At 45.7% G+C, this 17,856-nt stretch carries 18 protein-coding genes; 3 read left to right on the plus strand and 15 right to left on the minus strand.

Annotation, left to right across the window (positions count from 1 at the left end; all coding sequences use genetic code 11):
• Positions 1-9 precede the first annotated feature (9 nt).
• The 8 genes from KNO65_RS11785 to KNO65_RS11820 form a co-directional block, all read right to left on the minus strand.
• A complete protein-coding gene (locus KNO65_RS11785) occupies positions 10-621 on the minus strand; it encodes a class I SAM-dependent methyltransferase (protein ID WP_214784387.1) in 612 nt (203 codons plus the stop codon).
• Entirely contained in the window at positions 618-1,625 is a 1,008-nt protein-coding gene (locus KNO65_RS11790) for an ABC transporter permease (protein WP_214784391.1), read from the minus strand. The genes KNO65_RS11785 and KNO65_RS11790 overlap by 4 nt, the downstream gene beginning before the upstream one ends.
• Positions 1,622-2,296: an ABC transporter ATP-binding protein gene (locus KNO65_RS11795; RefSeq protein ID WP_214784394.1), complete on the minus strand. Its 675-nt coding sequence runs from the start codon at positions 2,294-2,296 to the stop codon at positions 1,622-1,624. The genes KNO65_RS11790 and KNO65_RS11795 overlap by 4 nt, the downstream gene beginning before the upstream one ends.
• Before the next feature lie 41 nt (positions 2,297-2,337).
• Positions 2,338-3,066: a GntR family transcriptional regulator gene (locus tag KNO65_RS11800; RefSeq protein ID WP_074035076.1), complete on the minus strand. Its 729-nt coding sequence runs from the start codon at positions 3,064-3,066 to the stop codon at positions 2,338-2,340.
• A gap of 79 nt (positions 3,067-3,145) precedes the next feature.
• Complete coding sequence (locus tag KNO65_RS11805) at positions 3,146-4,570, minus strand: glycoside hydrolase family 1 protein (protein ID WP_371744391.1); 1,425 nt, start codon at positions 4,568-4,570, stop codon at positions 3,146-3,148.
• 37 nt (positions 4,571-4,607) lie between these two features.
• Positions 4,608-5,915: a PTS cellobiose transporter subunit IIC gene (gene celB / locus KNO65_RS11810; RefSeq protein WP_041918122.1), complete on the minus strand. Its 1,308-nt coding sequence runs from the start codon at positions 5,913-5,915 to the stop codon at positions 4,608-4,610.
• 23 nt (positions 5,916-5,938) lie between these two features.
• Positions 5,939-6,283 carry a PTS sugar transporter subunit IIA gene (locus KNO65_RS11815; RefSeq protein WP_041917964.1) on the minus strand — a complete coding sequence of 115 codons (345 nt, stop codon included), beginning with the start codon at positions 6,281-6,283 and terminating at the stop codon, positions 5,939-5,941.
• 5 nt (positions 6,284-6,288) lie between these two features.
• Entirely contained in the window at positions 6,289-6,585 is a 297-nt protein-coding gene (locus tag KNO65_RS11820) for a PTS sugar transporter subunit IIB (protein WP_015880368.1), read from the minus strand.
• A gap of 134 nt (positions 6,586-6,719) precedes the next feature.
• Here KNO65_RS11820 and manA point away from each other — a divergent pair, with 134 nt between their 5' ends.
• Both manA and KNO65_RS11830 read left to right on the plus strand, forming a co-directional pair.
• Positions 6,720-8,507, plus strand: coding sequence for a mannose-6-phosphate isomerase, class I (gene manA, locus KNO65_RS11825; RefSeq protein ID WP_214784397.1), 1,788 nt, complete (start codon positions 6,720-6,722; stop codon positions 8,505-8,507).
• Between the two features lie 189 nt (positions 8,508-8,696).
• Positions 8,697-9,134, plus strand: coding sequence for a hypothetical protein (locus tag KNO65_RS11830; RefSeq protein WP_047795794.1), 438 nt, complete (start codon positions 8,697-8,699; stop codon positions 9,132-9,134).
• A 111-nt stretch (positions 9,135-9,245) separates the two neighbouring features.
• On the opposite strand, the gene KNO65_RS11835 is transcribed toward KNO65_RS11830, so the two are convergent.
• From KNO65_RS11835 to KNO65_RS11860, 6 genes are all read right to left on the minus strand, one after another.
• Positions 9,246-10,691, minus strand: a complete 1,446-nt coding sequence (locus KNO65_RS11835) for a glycoside hydrolase family 1 protein (RefSeq protein WP_074035082.1) — start codon at positions 10,689-10,691, stop codon at positions 9,246-9,248.
• A gap of 16 nt (positions 10,692-10,707) precedes the next feature.
• A complete protein-coding gene (locus tag KNO65_RS11840) occupies positions 10,708-12,558 on the minus strand; it encodes a beta-glucoside-specific PTS transporter subunit IIABC (protein WP_214784400.1) in 1,851 nt (616 codons plus the stop codon).
• A gap of 102 nt (positions 12,559-12,660) precedes the next feature.
• Positions 12,661-13,512 (minus strand): BglG family transcription antiterminator LicT, encoded by an 852-nt coding sequence (gene licT / locus KNO65_RS11845; protein WP_214784403.1) that lies wholly within the window; start codon positions 13,510-13,512, stop codon positions 12,661-12,663.
• 213 nt (positions 13,513-13,725) lie between these two features.
• Entirely contained in the window at positions 13,726-14,469 is a 744-nt protein-coding gene (locus tag KNO65_RS11850) for an AAA family ATPase (RefSeq protein WP_214784616.1), read from the minus strand.
• Positions 14,460-15,728: a sensor histidine kinase gene (locus KNO65_RS11855; RefSeq protein WP_214784405.1), complete on the minus strand. Its 1,269-nt coding sequence runs from the start codon at positions 15,726-15,728 to the stop codon at positions 14,460-14,462. Before KNO65_RS11855 ends, KNO65_RS11850 begins: the two co-directional genes overlap by 10 nt.
• A complete protein-coding gene (locus KNO65_RS11860) occupies positions 15,725-16,375 on the minus strand; it encodes a response regulator transcription factor (RefSeq protein WP_078146057.1) in 651 nt (216 codons plus the stop codon). Before KNO65_RS11860 ends, KNO65_RS11855 begins: the two co-directional genes overlap by 4 nt.
• A 143-nt stretch (positions 16,376-16,518) precedes the next feature.
• On the opposite strand from KNO65_RS11860, the gene KNO65_RS11865 reads away from it, so the two are divergent.
• Positions 16,519-17,085 carry a hypothetical protein gene (locus KNO65_RS11865; protein WP_214757615.1) on the plus strand — a complete coding sequence of 189 codons (567 nt, stop codon included), beginning with the start codon at positions 16,519-16,521 and terminating at the stop codon, positions 17,083-17,085.
• A gap of 35 nt (positions 17,086-17,120) precedes the next feature.
• On the opposite strand, the gene KNO65_RS11870 is transcribed toward KNO65_RS11865, so the two are convergent.
• Positions 17,121-17,828: a hypothetical protein gene (locus tag KNO65_RS11870; RefSeq protein ID WP_214685029.1), complete on the minus strand. Its 708-nt coding sequence runs from the start codon at positions 17,826-17,828 to the stop codon at positions 17,121-17,123.
• Positions 17,829-17,856: the final 28 nt, after the last annotated feature.

Consider the following 17,856-nt stretch of genomic DNA (forward strand, 5'->3'; position numbering starts at 1 on the left):
ACTCCTCCATTACCAAGATGACTCCATCATATCAAACCGATAAATCAAAAATCGCTCATGAAGATTCCTCAGCGGCAATCGCACCGTTTGTACGTACTGAAAAGGCGTCTCGTCGTTCAAATAATGGAGGTACTCATCCGCCGGATAATATAAAATCACATCGACCGGGCGAGGAACCGTTTCAACAGATTCGATGATGTTGGCAATCACTTGGCGGAATACGTTCACCGAGAACGGATTAAAGAAGTAGAATCGATTCGCATCCGGTGGAATCATGAATCTCTCCGCGAATCCCTGTTCCAATTGAACACTTCCCCGATTACGATGTTTCTTCGTATAGCTCATCCAATTTTGAAGTGCCTCCTCATGAAATCCACCGTCCATCTCGACACCAATCGCCCTCACACGAAACGTATATGCTAAATAGAACGGCAGACGTCCTTTTCCCGAACCGAAATCCACGATGGTATCTGTGGACTCTAACGGATACGCATCCCGAAGCAAATCGAGTGCTTCGTAAGGAGTCGGTTCATAACGGTTATACTCGGCTGAGGACGGGAATCCTTGCTGAGATTTGGCCGTCTCGATTTGTAACAGTTGCTCATACTGCTGTTCGTTCATGATGAACCTCTTTCTTGAATGGATTGGAAGAATGGATGTCGCTCCATTTCTCTCGTGAACGACGTCTGTTCCTGATAGGCGACATATAACAGATAAATCGGAACCACTAGTTTGAACCAGCTCGGGAGAAGAATTACGCTCGTGACCCCGAGCGGAATGAGTCGAAACCATAGATTCCGATGACTCGGCGTTCTAAAGTACATAAGGAGTGCCATCGTTCGTCTGACGGTGCCAAAGCGATTCGGTCTCGGTCGATACAGGGGACGTTTCCGCTCACTCGTCTTCTCGATGGCTCCTGACGTCGTCAACAGGACACGATCGAATGAGGCACGCTCACGTTCTCCGATTTCAATTTCTCGACCGACACTCGGATGTTTCGACACCCATCCTTCCCCTACGTATAACGCAAATGTGACCATCATGCTTCCGATCAACACACTAAGTAACACCGACTCAATCAATAACGCATACACGCCTACAAAAGCAAGGAGTACGATTAAAAATCGCTTCATGAGATGGGCGTGTCGGAGACGTAGATGATACTGGACCCATACGTGACACCAAGCGAGTAGAAAAAGTGCAGCCCCAAACGCGAGAATCTCGCCCACGTCCCTTCCTTTTACGTATAGAATCGGTGCAAGCAACAGCAGATAACATCCATATTGAATCATGTGTTGCGTAAAAAGATACCAAACCGAATACCATTTTAAATCCCGAATCATGCTCCGGTTTGACACAAGGATGAGATCGGCACGCTCAATCCAGACAAACATGCGATCTTGCCACATGAACCATCCAATCAGAAGTGCCCAGAGAAAATAAGGGATGTCACCTAACCAGGGGAAGCTCCCTTCCCAGACTTGCCAGTAGGAATAGCCTGCCCATATGAGAAGAGGAAGGACACCGTATAAAAAAATCGTCCAGTCGACAATCAATCGGACCGTCTTCCACTGTTGTTTTATATAACGGGAGACACGCATCCAAAACAATCGTTTCGCAATCATCGGAGCGCCACATCTTCCATCATATCGAACAACGTCATCCCCTCTGTGTCGAGCACTTCACGAATCTCCGCTTTCGTCCCACTCGCGAGCAGTTGTCCATCATCAATCCATACGAATCGGTCGCATAATCGCTCGGCCGTATCAAGAACGTGTGTGACTAATAAGACACTTGCCCCCCTCGTACGCTCCGCTTCTAACAGTCGAAGTAACTGAATCGTCGTCGTCACATCCAATCCGATAAATGGTTCATCGACAATCAATACCCGCGCTTCTTGAATGAGCGCCAATAGAATCATCGCCTTCTGTTTCATCCCTTTTGAAAAAGAGGAGAGATACCGATCGGTCACATGCTCTAACCGGAATAGCTGTAGCAACTCCCCCGTTTTTTCTGTGGAATCGATTCCCGTTAATTCTTGGACGAGTGCGATATGTTCAGATAGCGTCAAATAATCATAGTAGACCGGTTGTTCCGGGATAAACGCATAGCGTTCCATCTCGACCGTTCCCTTCATCCAAGGAATCGTTCCGGTAAGACAGGCGATGGTGGTCGTTTTTCCCGCACCATTCGACCCAATCACCCCTAAAATCTCACCTGCCCGTACATCAAACGAAATGTCTTGGATGACGGGCTCGTTTATCTCGTATCCTGCTTGTTCAATTTTCACATCCACGATGGGTCCTCCTTACGAAAAAGTCGCCATCGCGGCGACTTTTACTTCACAATATTGACCGATGAAAACACAAATTTATCGTATCGATGACGGGCAAACGAATACTCGAACGGTTTCCCGTTACTTAAATAGACCACTTGCTCGACTTCGATAATCGGTTCAGTGATATCATTCTTCAAGTAAGCTTGATCATACTCATCCGGTTTATCTGCTCGAATCACTTTATGCGAGCTTGTAATCGTATAACCAAGATCTTCTTGAATATACGCGTACACGGATTTTTCCAAAATTTCACGTGTGATTCCTGTAATGAGGTTAGCAACCATGTACGTCAATTCGATGACATATGGCTCATCGTCTACGTAACGCACACGACGTATTTCATAGACTGGTTCTGTCAGCTCAATCATGAGATGATTGGCGACTTCCTGACACGGAAACTTCACCTCAAAATTCAGGACCTCACTTCGTAACGAGCGATCTCCGATTACTTGAGTCAGCCCTCTCGTTTCTTTACTAATCACGTTGATGCGATCTTTTTGGAAGCTCGACTGTAAAATGAATGTTCCTTTACCACGTTTACGATAAATCAGCCCTTCCATGACGAGAATCTCAAGCGCACGTTTCATCGTCATTCGGCTCACCCCAAACTCTTGGGCCAAATGGATTTCATCAGGTAATGCATGTTCTAGCGGATAAACGTGTTCAATAATTCTTTTACGAATTTCATCAGCAATGGTTTCATATTTCGGTTTTTTCTTAGTAGACATATAGCACCTCATGTATAGACATATATGTACAATATATCAAAAAAAGCTGACAAAGAGTAGTCTTTGTCAGCTTACTTCATTATTCTGTAAAACCATTAGCGTCAATCAACTGTTTAAACCAGTGCCCTGATTTTTTTACAGTACGTTGTTGCGTATCTAAGTCAATGCCTACAAATCCATAGCGATTTTTATAAGCATTGCTCCATGACCAATTGTCCATGAACGTCCAAAGATGATAGCCTTTTACGTTCGAACCCTCTTCAATCGCTTGATGCATCCATTTCAGATGTTCGCGAATGAAATCAATTCGATAATCGTCTTGGACACTTCCGTTCTCGTCACGATAACGCTCTTCACCCTCGACCCCCATTCCATTCTCTGAAATGAAGCAAGGAATATTACCATAGTTTTCTTTTAGATTGATTAATATATCATAGATTCCTTTTTCGTAAATTTCCCATCCACGATATGGATTCATTTTACGTCCAGGCATCTCATAAAAATCAAATAAGTTTTCCGGTAAGAATGGTGCGTCCGGATTCGGCAGTGATGCTTTTGCTTTCACGCGACGCGGCTGGTAATAGTTGATGCCAAGCAGGTCGACTGTATGTTCTCGGATGAGTTCAAGATCGCCTGTTTCCATCTGTGGCATCGCATCTTCAGACTTCAGCACTTCTACTAATTCTTGAGGGAACGTGCCTAAAACAGATGGATCGAGGAACGAGCGATTGAACATCGCATCAGCAATGCTCGCTGCGCTCAAATCAGCTGGGTGCTGACTTCTCGGATATGAGGGTGTCAGATTTAAGATGATCCCGATTTGCCCAGATTGTCCCATGTCACGATACGCTTCGATTGCCTTCGCACTCGATAAGATCGAGTGGTACGCTACTTGGACAGCTCGCTTGAAATCAACAACGTTTGGATAATGAAAATCATATAAATATCCACCCTCTACCGGTACAATCGGTTCATTATGCGTGAACCACTTCTCGACGCGGTCACCAAACAACTCAAAGCATGTCTTCGCAAAGGTGACATATGCCTCCACGACTTCCCGTGATTCCCAACCACCTTGTTCTTGAAGCGCCATCGGCATATCGAAGTGATACAGATTGATGAACGGTTCGATACCATGATCGATTAAGCAATTGATGACATTGTTATAAAATGTGATTGCCTCTTCATTTACTTCCCCGACACCTTGTGGAAAAAGACGTGACCATGAAATGGAGAAACGGAACGTGTTATGCCCGAGTTCTTTCATCAATGCGATATCTTCTTCATACAAATGATAGAAGTTTGAGGCCTCTGTTGCGCTCACGCCATTGAAAAAGCGATTCGGCTCTTGCATGTACCAGTAATCCCAGATATTCAATCCTTTTCCACCTTCAAAAGCAGCACCTTCCATCTGTGTAGCAGAGGAAGCCGTTCCCCACCAAAAATCTGTCGGAAATTGATAGGTCTTTTGCTCTTTCATTCGTGTTTGTGTCGGGTTCGTCATCTTTTATCTCTCCCTTATTTCTATTTTCTCTATTTGTTTACACTGCTTCTTGTTTATCTGTTGATTCTTCTAACTCTTTTTTCAAGTTCATGCGGTCGATAAATTTCAAGAACGGGAACCAAATCGCCAAAATAATGAAGAAGTTCACGATTTGAAGAAGACCTCCGGCAAGCGAGTTCGTCGCCATGATACCACTCAAGAACATTGGGACAGTCCATGGAACAGCGACACCCGTTGGTGGTGGGACTAAGCCTGTCGACATCGCGAAATATGTGACCGTTACCGTCACGAGCGGTGCGACAATCCAAGGAATCATGATGAGCGGGTTCATAACGATTGGAAGTCCGAAGATGACCGGCTCGTTTACGTTGAATAGTCCAGGTCCGAGGGATAGTTTCCCGATTTGTTTCAACTGTTTCGATTTCAAGAACAACAAGATAGCCACGACGACAGCAAGTGTAGATCCGGAACCACCAAGCCCTACCGTGTAAATTTCAATGAACTGTTTACTGATAATGTTCGGAACATCTCCAGTCGAGGTATAAGCCGTCAAGTTCTCCACAGATAATGTGTTCCAAATCGGGTCCATCACCGAGTTGACGATGACCTGACCGTGAAGTCCGAAGAACCAAAATAGCTGAACGAAGAAGATTGCAATCAACGTTGGAATGAGACCATTCCCCAATGTCACAAGTGGTTGCTGAACGACGTTGAAAATGACGTCATGAAGATTCGTATTGAATAAGTTCGTCACGATGATGTTGAATGTTAAAAATACAGTCAAGGTTAATAATGCAGGAACAAGTGCTGAGAATGATTTCGCAACAGCTGGCGGTACTCCATCCGGCATCTTAATCGTCCAGTTCTTTTGAACGACAAATCGATAAATCTCACCGGACAGGAATCCGGTAATCATCGCAAGGAACATCCCTTTCGCTCCAAGGCGATCCAACGGAAGGACATTCCCGACTGCCTCTGACATACCGTCAACTTCAATCAAGAAAGGCGTTAAGAGAAGGAAAGACACGAGCGAGATCGCTCCTCCGAAGACAGCCTCGACTTGATAACTTTTCGATAGATAATACCCGATACCGAAGACGACAAAGATAGACATAATCCCCATCGTTGCAGATGGTGCGTTTCCGAGTGATGTTTTAAATACACTGAGTGTACTCTCGGACATGAAACGGTCGAGGAACGGCAGGTTTGCAATGACGACGATGATTGACCCAAACATGGTAATCGGGAAAGCGAGCATGAATGCATCTCGCAATACTTGTAAATAGCGACTGTTGTTTAAATAGGTCGCCATCGGCATGAGCAGTTTACTGATCATGTTGAACATCTTATTGTCCTGTGACATATGATTCACCCTTCTTGATTAGGATTTACAATCTTTTGTTCGACCATTTCGACCAAACCCGCTGTCAAATCAAGCATTGTTTGCGTAGACATTAAATGGTCCTCTGCATGAAGAAGCAATAAAGAGACGTCTGTTTTTTCTCCATTCGCTTCTCTTTGGATTTGTGAAAAGTGTGTTTGATGTGCTTCTTTTAATTGTCCACGTGCCTCATCAATCTTTTCTTCGAACGTTTCATAAGAACTCGTTTTATACAGTTGAATCGCTTCCTGAATCGTACTTCTCGCATTGCCACTGTGCAAAATCATCATGAATGCCATTTGCTCCAAGGTTAACTCGTCTACCTGTTCCACGTTGTTCACCCCATTAATTTCATCGCTTGTTCGTATGCAGCTTTTCCATTCGCCGTGCCGTATGCCATCATATCGATCACTTCAATCGGTGTTGATGTTTGCGCTTTCAATTTATCCAACAAGAAACGCATTTGTGGACCAATCAAAATCACATCTGCCTCGTCCATCTCGGTTACTACCTGATCTTGACCGACTGCCCAAATCTTCGCCTCATCCCCGATTGATGTGGCATGATCTTTCATCTTCGTTACGAGTAAACTCGTCGACATCCCTGAACTACACGCTAATAAGATTTTCTTCATGTGTCCTCACTCCTTATTTGAAATCGGTTACATGTTTTATTATACACATGATTTATTTCATGTCTATACTTGATTTAAACTTTGTTTAGTTTTTAAATTCATAAGTGTATATCAAATTAACAGGAGGACAGGATATGAGCGCTATTCTTTTAAAACCACACTATCAACAGCGACTTTGGGGAGGGGAGCGTCTGAAGCAATTTGGTTTCGATTTCAATGACCCTTCGATCGGTGAAGCTTGGACGGCTTCTGCATTAGAAAAAGGTAGTTCAGCCGTTGCTTCCGGACCCTACGTTGGTCTTTCTTTGCGTGAACTCTATCAACAATATCCAGAGTTGTTTCAAATTAAAGCGGACGTGTTTCCGCTACTGATTAAATGGATTGATGCGAACGATGATTTGTCTATTCAAGTTCATCCTGATGATTCGTTAGCGGAACAACTCGAAAACGAATCATATGGAAAAAATGAATGTTGGTATATTCTCGATGCTCCAGCAAATGCGACACTCATTTACGGTCACTCCTATGCCACCTCAGAAGACTTCAACAAAGCGCTTGAAACAGGCGATTTGGAACACGGCTTGATACGAAAATCGATTCATGCCGGTGATTTTTTCTATGTCCCAGCTGGAACGGTCCATGCATTGACAAAAGGGGTATGCGTACTGGAAATTCAACAAAGTTCGGACACAACCTATCGTCTATACGATTACGAGCGACTGGATGTGACGACCGGTCGTCCACGTGAACTTCACGTAGAAAAGGGCATTCTCGCTTCTTTCGTTCCTCACCTTGGCTATAGTGAACCAATCCGTCAACTCGATCACTTTCGAACACGTTTGACGAAGAATCCATTCTTCTTCGTGGAAAAATGGCATGTTACAGCGAAAGAAAAGATTTCGACCGACACGTTCCGGTTACTATCTGTCGTGCAAGGAACATTAATCGTTGATGAGATGGAAGTACCTACGGGAGGTACACTCCTTCTCCCGGCCAATGAGTCGTTCTTGATTGAGGGAGAAGCGATTTGTCTAGTGACTGGTGTTCCTTCCGATGAAAAACAAGCTGTCCGAATCGGGATTGATTTAGGAGGGACGAACACTCGGATTGCGGCTGTTTCACTCAAAGGTGAAGTACTGAAACAACTCACGTTTAACACGCAGCCTCAACTTCCTTTCGAAGAGACACTAAAATCTATTGAGACTGCGATTCATCAATTCAATGTTGAATTCGATATCCAGCATGTTGGAATTGTGGCTCCCGGTCCACTCGATTTGAAACAAGGGATGTTTTTAACGCCTCCAAACCTCCCGAATTGGCACAATCAAAAAATCGTTGAGCCTTTAACACAGCGCCTCGGCTTTTCTGTCACCCTTGAAAACGATGCGAATGCAGCAGCTCTCGCAGAAGCTAAATTTGGAGCAGGAAAAGGATTCGATGCTGTTTTTTATGTAACAATCAGCACTGGAATCGGTGGCGGTTATGTCTATAAACATCAAATCATTCGAGGGGCGAACGGCAGTGCCGGTGAAATCGGAAATATGATTATCCGTTCGAACGGACCAGTTCACCCTGTACTGAATCGAGGCTCTCTCGAATCACTCGCAAGTGGTACCGCGCTCATGAGTCGCGCAAGCGAAAAAGGATATACAAACGTCCCTTCGCTATTATCAGATGACGAGTACCGCCATCACTTCGTCGAGGAACTGGCTAGCGGACTAGCTAACATCATTCATACTGTCGATCCTGATGTGATTGTATTAGGAGGCGGCGTCATGATGTCGGCCTCATTATTTTGGAACGAATTACAACAAGCAGTCTCAAATAAAATGTATCCACATGCTAGTGGAAAAACGCGTCTCTGCCTCACTCAATTGTCAGGAGATGCGGGCGTGATCGGCGCTGCCTTTGTCGAAGCATAATGAGGTTTGAAAAAAAACGGACATTCACGATGAATGTCCGTTTTTTTCGTATACAGAAATGTGAAATAAATCAATATTATACTTTGCGAATCATCTACAGTTTCTTTTCTAGATTGAGTTAGATTCGTTTACTTTAGCGTGGTAACGTGAAATGATAATGATAACAACTCTTTAAAGTGAGGTGACGGTGTGTCTACCACAGAGCACGAACAAGCGACATCTATTTTGCATCACCTCTTTACCGCCTCTTCTTTTGTCGGAATCGATTTCGGTTCTGGTCCGAACCATCATCTTCTCTATTTCAGTCGTCAAGGACTGGAATCTTGGATCTCTATCGAGGGACCGTGGCATGTCCATGCGACGCAAAATACGTTTGACGAAGGTGAACAACTCGAACAGCTCATGCGCTTAAGAAGAGAGCGCATCCATCAAGTACGCCTCGGTGACGAACACCCCCACCTCGAACTGGAATTTGAATCCGGATCCCTTCTCTTCATCAATGGATATCAAGAACACTTTGAGTGCTGGCAAGCAGGGGACGCGAGACCACTTGGTGGAGACGCCTATCTGTTGGTCGCGATGCCACAAGGGGAGCTCGCAATCTTTGCGGATGGAGACGACGAATGAACACTTGGATGGAAATTATCTTGTATATGTTGATTGCTGGGGGCATTAGTCTCGCGATCATCTTATTGCGAAAAATCACGAAAGCATGAAAAAGCGGCCGAGGCCGCTTTTTCATTTGACTGATTCTTCTTCGTATAAGCTCGCACCTTGTGAACGAATCACCTCTTGATACCAGAAGAACGACTCTTTCCGTTTTCGTTCTAACGTACCGGTACCGTCGTCATGTCGATCCACGTAAATGAAACCATACCGTTTGCTGTACTCACCTGTCGAGGCACTCACTAAATCGATACACCCCCAACTCGTGTATCCCATCACTTCGACTCCATCGTCGATTGCATCCATCATCCCTTTCAAGTGATCACGTAAGTAATCGATGCGATAGTCATCATGAATCGTTCCGTCCGACTCAATTTTGTCATAAGCACCTAGCCCGTTTTCAACGATGAATAATGGGAGCTCATAACGCTCATATAACTTGTTCAAGATGACGCGGAGTCCTGTCGGATCAATTTCCCATCCCCAGTCACTCGCCTGTAAGTATGGATTCTTGACCCCGCTCATAATATTACCTTCCGCCTCATCCTGACCTTTTTCAGCCTTTTCAGTGCGCGACATGTAGTAACTGAGTGAGAAGAAGTCGACAGTATTCTCTTTGAGGATATCAAGGTCGCCATCTTCCATAGCGAGTTCAATGCCATTGTCTCGGAAGAATCGTTTCGCAAAGCTCGGATATTTGCCGCGTACATGGACGTCTCCGCAGAAGAAGTTCATCATCCGTTCTGCATCGTGAGCATACCAAACATCATCCGGGTTTGAACTATACGGATAAACCGGAGCCGCAATGAGCATACATCCGATTTGCATCGATGGGTCAATCTCTCTGGCCGCCTTTGTCGCAAGGGCACTTGCGACCAGTTGGTGATGCAATCCTTGATAGGTGAGCTGTAACGTATTCTCTTCTTCCCGAACCGCAATCCCTAGACTGAGCATCGGCATGAACTGTGCCCCGTTGATTTCGTTGAACGTCAACCAGTATTTGACCTTCCCTTTATAACGTTCGAACAAGACACGACTGTATCGTTCAAAGTATGTGACTAAGCGACGGTCTCGCCATCCCCCATAATGCTTCGCAAGATGTAGGGGCATCTCATAGTGGGAGATGGTCACGAGTGGTTCAATGCCTTGGGCGACTAATTCATCGATCACACGATCATAGAATTGGAGTCCCTCCTCATTCGGTTCCACTTCATCTCCGTTCGGGAAAATTCGTGACCACGCAATTGACATGCGGAACGTCTTGAATCCCATTTCCTTAAAGAGGGCAATATCTTCTTTATAACGATGATAGAAGTCGATTCCTTCATGGTTCGGGTATGAATACTCTTCATGTAATTCAAAATCAAACGTCGGATCATGGATAATCTTCATTCGCTGTTTTCCACCTGGCATCACGTCAGCAATCGAAAGTCCTTTACCACCTTCTTGATAACCACCTTCTAACTGATTGGCCGCAGTAGCCCCGCCCCATAGAAATTCACTTGATACTTGTTTCATACTGTCTCCTCCTTTGTTATACAATGACACGCAATACGCCATGATTGGCTTCAACCACACCTGTGTAAACCGGTAAGACATCGAGATAATGTTCGGTGTTTGTTACGATAATCGGGGTGATGGTGTCATACCCTTCACGAGCGATGGCATCTATATCGAATCGGACGAGCAGTTCTCCTTCTGTCACTTTCTGACCGTCCGTAACGACCGTTTCAAAATACTGTCCATTTAGCTTGACCGTATCTAATCCAATGTGAATCAATACTTCCACACCTGTATCAGATCGAAGACCGATTGCATGCTTCGATGGATAGACCGTGACGATTTCTCCGTCAAACGGTGCATATACCGCGCCTTCTGAAGGCATAATCGCAATCCCTTTCCCCATCGCCCCGCTTGAGAACACTTCATCACGAACCGTTTCAAGCGACACGACTTCTCCTTTCAATGGAGCCGATACAGGAAAGCCGACTTGTTCAGAGATTGATTGTACAACCACTTTTTCTGTCGACTCGACGGTCGTTTCTTCTTTGTGGAAGACCATCGTCAAGACGAGAGCGACTACTGTTGCAACCGCCATTCCAATAAATGCGCCGTAAAAGGCTAAATCGACACCCGTTGGAGGAATCATGACTGGGATGCTAAAGATTCCGAGGCCTCCCATCGCATAAGCCGCCGTACCGAACAAACCTCCTACGACACCACCAGCCGCTCCACCCGCAACCCCAAACACAAATGGTTTTTTACGGGGAAGCGTCAAGCCATAGATAGCCGGCTCCGTAATTCCAAACACACCTGCAATCGTAGAAGAGGTTCCGAGACCTTTCACTTTTGGATTTTTTGCCTTTAACGTGATTGCCAAAACAGCACCGACCTGACCAAATGTTGCCATCAATACACCGACAACGATCGTATCCATACCAACAACCGATAAGTTGTTGATGATGATTGGCACAAGCCCCCAGTGAAGCCCGAACATGACAAGCACTTGCCAGAACGCACCGATGAACGCGATGGCGATGGTTGGGCTCAACTCATACAAGAACGAGTAACCATTCGCTAAACCTTGACTCGCATACGTCGCAACCGGTCCAATTGCTAAAAACGTCAACGGGACAACGAGTAACAACGCCATCATCGGTGTTGTGAAGTTTCGTACAGCTTCATGCGTATGACGGTTAAAGAATGTTTCGACTTTTGAAGACACATATGTCGCCAAGATAATCGGGATTACTGAAGACGCATAACTCATTAAGACGACAGGTACGTTAAGGAACGTTAGAGACTCACCTGCTCCTTGAATTGCCACAATCGATGGATAGACAAGCGCCCCACCGATGATCATCCCAATATACGGGTTTCCACCAAACTTCTTAGCCGCCGAATGTCCTAAGATCACAGGTAGGAAATAAAATAGTGCATCCGCCGCAGCATTTAAGACGACATATGTGCCCATTTCTTCTGTCAATAATCCAAACGCGACAAGGATGGCGAGCAACCCTTTTAACAGACCACTACCTGCCATCGGTCCAAGAATCGGCGTAAAGATTCCGGCAATCACATCAATCAATCGGTTGAATACTCCTGATTTTTCTTCATCATCAGTCGAAGATGTCTGGAAACCACCAACGTCAACAACCTCTTTGTAGACGTATGGTACATTGTTCCCGATGACGACTTGAAATTGTCCTCCACTTTGAACGACCGTGATGATGCCATCTTGTTCCTTCAGCGTAGTCGCATTTGCCTTTGATTCATCTTTTAATTTGAAACGCAGTCGTGTCGCACAGTGAAAGACACTTTTGACGTTATCTTTCCCACCGACATGCTGCACAATCGTCTCTGCCAGTTGTTTATATTGGTCCATCTTGTTCACTCCTCATGTTTTTGGATAAAAAGAAAAACCTAAATCACTACACAAATAAAGGTGTAGTCATTTAGGTTTGGCCTGCGTCATCAGTAACCATCCTTAGGATCGACGTTCTTTCATTAAGTTTTCGATATGAATCATCATATACAGCCGTTCGTCCATCGATACGTCGTAATGATATTTCGTCGCAATCAACCCGGCGATTTTTTCAACGCATTCGAACGCTTCCGGGTATCTCTGCTTCACCATCAGGAATAAGGTTTCGTCACCCGTTGACTTGACCTTCTCTCCTGATGCAAGGCGCTGCACAAAATATTTTAAATGTGTCAAAAAGCGTGCATACGCGTATGACTCTTCGTCCAATTCGATTTGAAAATGATACGTAATGATTGTCAGAATCGCTTGCGTGGCTCTCGTCATCTCGGTAACAAGATGCAGGTTCTCACCTTTGACACCAGACATCGTCGCATTGACGAGATGTAAGGCAATCGCTACCGCCTCATCTTCATCCAGGTTGACCTCGTGCCGCTCATTGATCAATTTTACCGCTTCTTTGCCGACAGCGAACTCCGGAGCATAAAATCGTTTCACTTCCCAAACGAGAGGGTTACGAATCTGGATTCCATCCTGATACCGACTAAGCGCGAAATGAAGGTGGTCCGCTAGCGTCACATAGAGCGAATCATGAATAGGTTGTTTTAATCGCTCTTCGGCTAATCTGACAATCTGTTTCACCGTCTCCATCTCATCCGTCGGCATTTCATTTAAAAAGTGAACGAAACGCTCATAACTTTCTTTACTCTCGAGCGTAAAGATTTTTTCGATTCGCGTCTGGTCAATCGGATCGCCTGGCCGTTTTTGAAATGCAATCCCGCGCCCCATCACGACCTGTTCTTGACCGTTCGCATCAATTGCTACGACGTTATTATTGAACACTTTTGAAATCTGCATGGTCTCCTCACCTCACTCTCATTCGACTGAACTAAAAAGAAAAAAACCTAAATTCACACCAACGTCCAACATACAGTCGTGGCGTCAATTTAGGTTTTGCCTGCATCACCAGTAACAATCCTAAAGTGGATTTTCTTCTTTTCGATATAAGCATACTCCCTATAAATCTTGACGTCAACATAAAAAGTAAACCGCTTACATCGTGACCGTTTTTTACTCTTCAAACAAGATTCGCTGCATCCGCTCTGGCGCATCCAAATAGTCACGCATGACCTTGACATGTTCCAGATCATCAAACGCTGTCGGAGTAAGCCCCGTCTCCACTTGCAAAATTATCGCACCTGGATACGACATCAAGATGGGGGAGTGGCTCGCAATGATGAATTGACTGCCGGATTGTACGAGTTCATGCATGCGCGCGAGCATCGTCAGTTGGCGCATCGGTGACAATGCGGCCTCTGGCTCATCCAAAATGTAGAGACCATCTCCACGAAATCGGTGTAACATGAGGGAGAGAAACGCTTCCCCATGCGACTGTTCATGAAGAGAACGTCCGCCGTATGATTCATAAAACCGCTCAGGATCTCGTCCTAATTTCGCCATCTCATCCACATAACTCGACAGCTGGTATGCCGTCTCGGCGCGTAAGAAAAAGCCATCCTTTGGTCGATATGGTCCTCGAATCGGACGCAACGCCTCATACAACGAGCTATGTGTCGACTCTGTTTCGAATTGGAAGGACGGCGCTCCGCCTTCCGGATTGAATCCGGCCGCCACCGCCATCCCTTCAATCAACGTCGATTTCCCACTCCCGTTCTCTCCAACAAGAAACGTGACAGGATGATGAAACGTCAGTTCATCGAGTGTCTGAAAGATTGGTAACGAGTACGGATAACCCGTTGAATGAATGCGTTCCCTCTCTAACCGTACCCCTCGTAAAAATAAAGTCATGTCCATCCGATCCAAAACGTCGCCCCCTTATCTGAATCGACCCCGTAAGAAAGTCCTTGTGCGTCAAGAAGTAATTTCGTGATAGCGAGACCTAAACCATGGCCGTTGGAGCGATCTCCTTTCACATACATATCCCATATCGCATGCTGAATGGAAGGATCAACCCCGTTTCCTTCATCGGTCACTTCTAATCGCTTCGGGGTTAGAGTGATAGTGATTCTTCCCCCGACAGGGCTCGCCTCATACGCATTGCTTATGAAATTCGAGAGCACTCGTTCCATCGCCAATCGATCAGCTTGGATTGATACCGTTTCGAGTCGGAGGTCGAGTGTCACGTCTTTTTGTCGGAACCACTCAGACATGCGTGGCGTCAACAGACGAACCAATTCATCCAGTTGAATCGATTCCATTTCAAGGGGAATCGAACCTGCGGACAATTTAGAGTATTCGAGCATCTGATTGACGAGTCGGTCAATCCGGTCCACTTCCTCGGTAATGCTTTTACCGGTTGTGGCCATCTCTGTTTCATGGACGACACCGAGCTCTAATAGTTCCGCCTCGTTTCGAACGATAGCGAGCGGTGTACGCACATCGTGTGTGACCCCAGAGATAAATGATTTTTGAAGCGCCTCTTTTTCTTGAAGTGATGTGTTCATCTGTCCGATGGTGACGGTCAAATCCCCAATCTCATCGTTCGTCACGCTCGGCAAGCTAATATCGTGTCGCCCCTCCATAATGGATGCGGTCGCTTGTTTCAACTCGACGAGCGGTTGCGTGAGCCGACGACTCATCCAATACGTAACAGCGATTGCGACAAGTAGGGCCAGAATAAACCCACCCGCTAAGATGAGGTAGATTTGCTGGAATTGTGGATTTGAAAACGGAACGGGACTATACGTCACGATTTGAATGTCCCCTCCTTCTTTCAGATACGTCAAGAAGCGGGTACCATTTACACCCACTTCGTCCTGAATCTCTAAATCATTCGGATCGAGGTTGATTGGCATCATGCGATGCATCCGTCCGCCTCGTTCGAACTCGATCCGCTGCCCATTTTGAAATACAAGCACGTCAAGTTGCCCTGGGATTCCACGGCCCTCTTGAATGGCTTCATACACAATCGCCGCCTCGCGCTCCAATTGTGCGTACGTCTCCTCTTCTGCGAAGCGTCCAATCAATAATGACGTGAGTCCGAATGTTAAAAGTGCCATCACTGCAAGTGGTAGAATGGCCGTCCAAAGTAACTTCTTCATTAATCGATTCATGACAGTTCCTCTAATCGATAACCGACCCGGTGCACCGTCTTCAACTGTTCTTTTAAGGTCGGCGATTTGTCCCGCAGTTGTTTAATGTGGGTGTCGACCGTTCGTGTATCTCCGACGAATGCGTAGTCCCACACCTCATCGAGCAAGCGGTTCCGGTCTAACGCCTCCCCGACATGTTTCCAAAGATACAGTAACAACTCATACTCTTTGTTCGTTAATCGAAGCGGATGTCCGTTCTCTTGTACCATTCTCGATTTGACGTCGATGGTGAGCGTTCCAAATTGAATCATATCGGTTTGTTTGACGAGACGTTTCAGTCGAATCTCCAATTCTTTTAAAACGATGGGTTTGACTAGATAATCGTCTGCGCCAAGTTCCAATCCGAACACGCGATCATCCGCCTCACCACGAGCCGTCGTCAGGATAATAGCAGGTGCGGGCTGTTGCGCTTTTAATGTCGGAATCAAGGTCCAGCCTTCTCCGTCAGGGAGTCGAACATCCAATAAAACTGCATCAAATCGTTGATGCAACTGTTGTTTCGCCTCACTCAAAGTCATCGCCACGGTCACCTCAAATCCGGAATATGTTAAAAAGCGGGACATGCCGTCCGCCAGTTTTAGTTCATCTTCCACAACGAGTACGTTCATCTCATATCGCCTCCACATCCATTATATCGTACCCATCAAACGTCCCACCGTTTCCCAAAGACAATTTGCAGAAATCTTGCAACTCCCTCACAACTTCCGAAGCGTTCAGTCCTACACTTGAAGTAACAAAGGAGGAGATACACATGAAATCAACAAAACTAGCAATCGCCTTAGCCGGTCTATTGGCCGTCTCAGGCACAGGCGTATATGCCGCGACGAATGACACGACGACTGATGAATCGACAACGACGGAATCCACACAATGCGAACGTGGTGAACGAGGGCCTGGTATGTTCGGTGACCGAGAAGCAGGGCATGCCGCTCTCATCGAAGCGCTCGGTTTAACGCAAGAAGAAGTGGATGCGGCTCGCGAAAACGGGCAATCTCTCCCTGAACTCGCAGAAGAAAAAGGGATTTCAATTGAAGCGTTCATCGACGCGATCATGACGTCGCATGAAGAAAAACTCGCAACCGCTGTGGAAGAAGGAAACTTGACGCAAGAAGAAGCCGATCAAATCCTTGCGGACCACGAAGAACGGTTTGCCGATGTGACAAGTTACGATGACTTGGAAGATATTCGTGGTATGCGCGGTGGACGTGAAGGTGGTCACTATGGTCACGGTCCACACCATGACGACTCAACTTCTTCAGATGACGATGCTTCAACAGAGAGCGACAGCAACGTAGAAAATCAAAGCAATAGCTTATAAGTCAAAAGGGCAGCCACTCGCGGTGGTTGCCCTTTTCATATGACGAGCAATAACAGCGCATAACTTAATAAACCAATCAAAAATGCACCAAAACTACTCTCTCGCTCAGCAGGCAATTCTTCTTTCATGACGTTCAAGATGACGCCACCTGCTAAAAAGGCGACAACAATCGATAAACCGAGATCATTCACTTCCGCAAAGGTACCAACTGCCCACCCTATGAGTACAGCAAGCGCTAAGAAGATGCGCCCTTGTCGATCATAAAGTTGCTGATGGTGCTGACGCAATCCTTGATCGACCGTGACAAAGTGTATACCAAGCGCTAAAAAATAAAGAAACATCGTGCCATTGGACTGAAATTCACTTTCTGCGAGCACATATCCGATGCTAAACGTATATAACGTGAATGAACCAATGTGAATCCAAAACACATACGGTTTTTGTTTACGCTTATTGGCCGTTGCAAATCGTTCGAGCCCATAAAAGACAGCCAGTCCTAACATACTGATGATTAAGATATGGTTCTCGAGGGAAGCAAAGACGTTATTTCTAATCTCTCCTTCAAGTTCGCGTTGATATTCATTTAACTCTGGCAACAGATGAAGAAATACATAAGCAACGGCAATCCCTCCAGCCACTGATAAAAAACGGCTTCTCGGCACTTCACGCACGTGAATGAGTTTTCCTGAAAAAAAGTGAATCACAGCAAAACCGAGTGCAAACCAAAAACTTAACTCGAACACATAAGCCCCTCCCACATTAAGATTTCTC

It is taken from the genome of Exiguobacterium sp. S3, assembly GCF_018617295.1.
GTDB lineage: Bacteria > Bacillota > Bacilli > Exiguobacteriales > Exiguobacteriaceae > Exiguobacterium > Exiguobacterium profundum.

What these genes read in the sequence shown, in the direction of transcription:
- KNO65_RS11785 (WP_214784387.1), bottom strand. Translation starts at nt 621, where the DNA reads ATGAACGAACAGCAGTATGAGCAACTGTTACAAATCGAGACGGCCAAA.
- KNO65_RS11790 (WP_214784391.1), bottom strand. Translation starts at nt 1,625, where the DNA reads ATGATTGCGAAACGATTGTTTTGGATGCGTGTCTCCCGTTATATAAAA.
- KNO65_RS11800 (WP_074035076.1), bottom strand. Translation starts at nt 3,066, where the DNA reads ATGTCTACTAAGAAAAAACCGAAATATGAAACCATTGCTGATGAAATT.
- KNO65_RS11805 (WP_371744391.1), bottom strand. Translation starts at nt 4,570, where the DNA reads ATGACGAACCCGACACAAACACGAATGAAAGAGCAAAAGACCTATCAA.
- celB (WP_041918122.1), bottom strand. Translation starts at nt 5,915, where the DNA reads ATGTTCAACATGATCAGTAAACTGCTCATGCCGATGGCGACCTATTTA.
- KNO65_RS11820 (WP_015880368.1), bottom strand. Translation starts at nt 6,585, where the DNA reads ATGAAGAAAATCTTATTAGCGTGTAGTTCAGGGATGTCGACGAGTTTA.
- manA (WP_214784397.1), top strand. Translation starts at nt 6,720, where the DNA reads ATGAGCGCTATTCTTTTAAAACCACACTATCAACAGCGACTTTGGGGA.
- KNO65_RS11835 (WP_074035082.1), bottom strand. Translation starts at nt 10,691, where the DNA reads ATGAAACAAGTATCAAGTGAATTTCTATGGGGCGGGGCTACTGCGGCC.
- KNO65_RS11840 (WP_214784400.1), bottom strand. Translation starts at nt 12,558, where the DNA reads ATGGACCAATATAAACAACTGGCAGAGACGATTGTGCAGCATGTCGGT.
- licT (WP_214784403.1), bottom strand. Translation starts at nt 13,512, where the DNA reads ATGCAGATTTCAAAAGTGTTCAATAATAACGTCGTAGCAATTGATGCG.
- KNO65_RS11850 (WP_214784616.1), bottom strand. Translation starts at nt 14,469, where the DNA reads ATGGACATGACTTTATTTTTACGAGGGGTACGGTTAGAGAGGGAACGC.
- KNO65_RS11855 (WP_214784405.1), bottom strand. Translation starts at nt 15,728, where the DNA reads ATGAATCGATTAATGAAGAAGTTACTTTGGACGGCCATTCTACCACTT.
- KNO65_RS11860 (WP_078146057.1), bottom strand. Translation starts at nt 16,375, where the DNA reads ATGAACGTACTCGTTGTGGAAGATGAACTAAAACTGGCGGACGGCATG.
- KNO65_RS11865 (WP_214757615.1), top strand. Translation starts at nt 16,519, where the DNA reads ATGAAATCAACAAAACTAGCAATCGCCTTAGCCGGTCTATTGGCCGTC.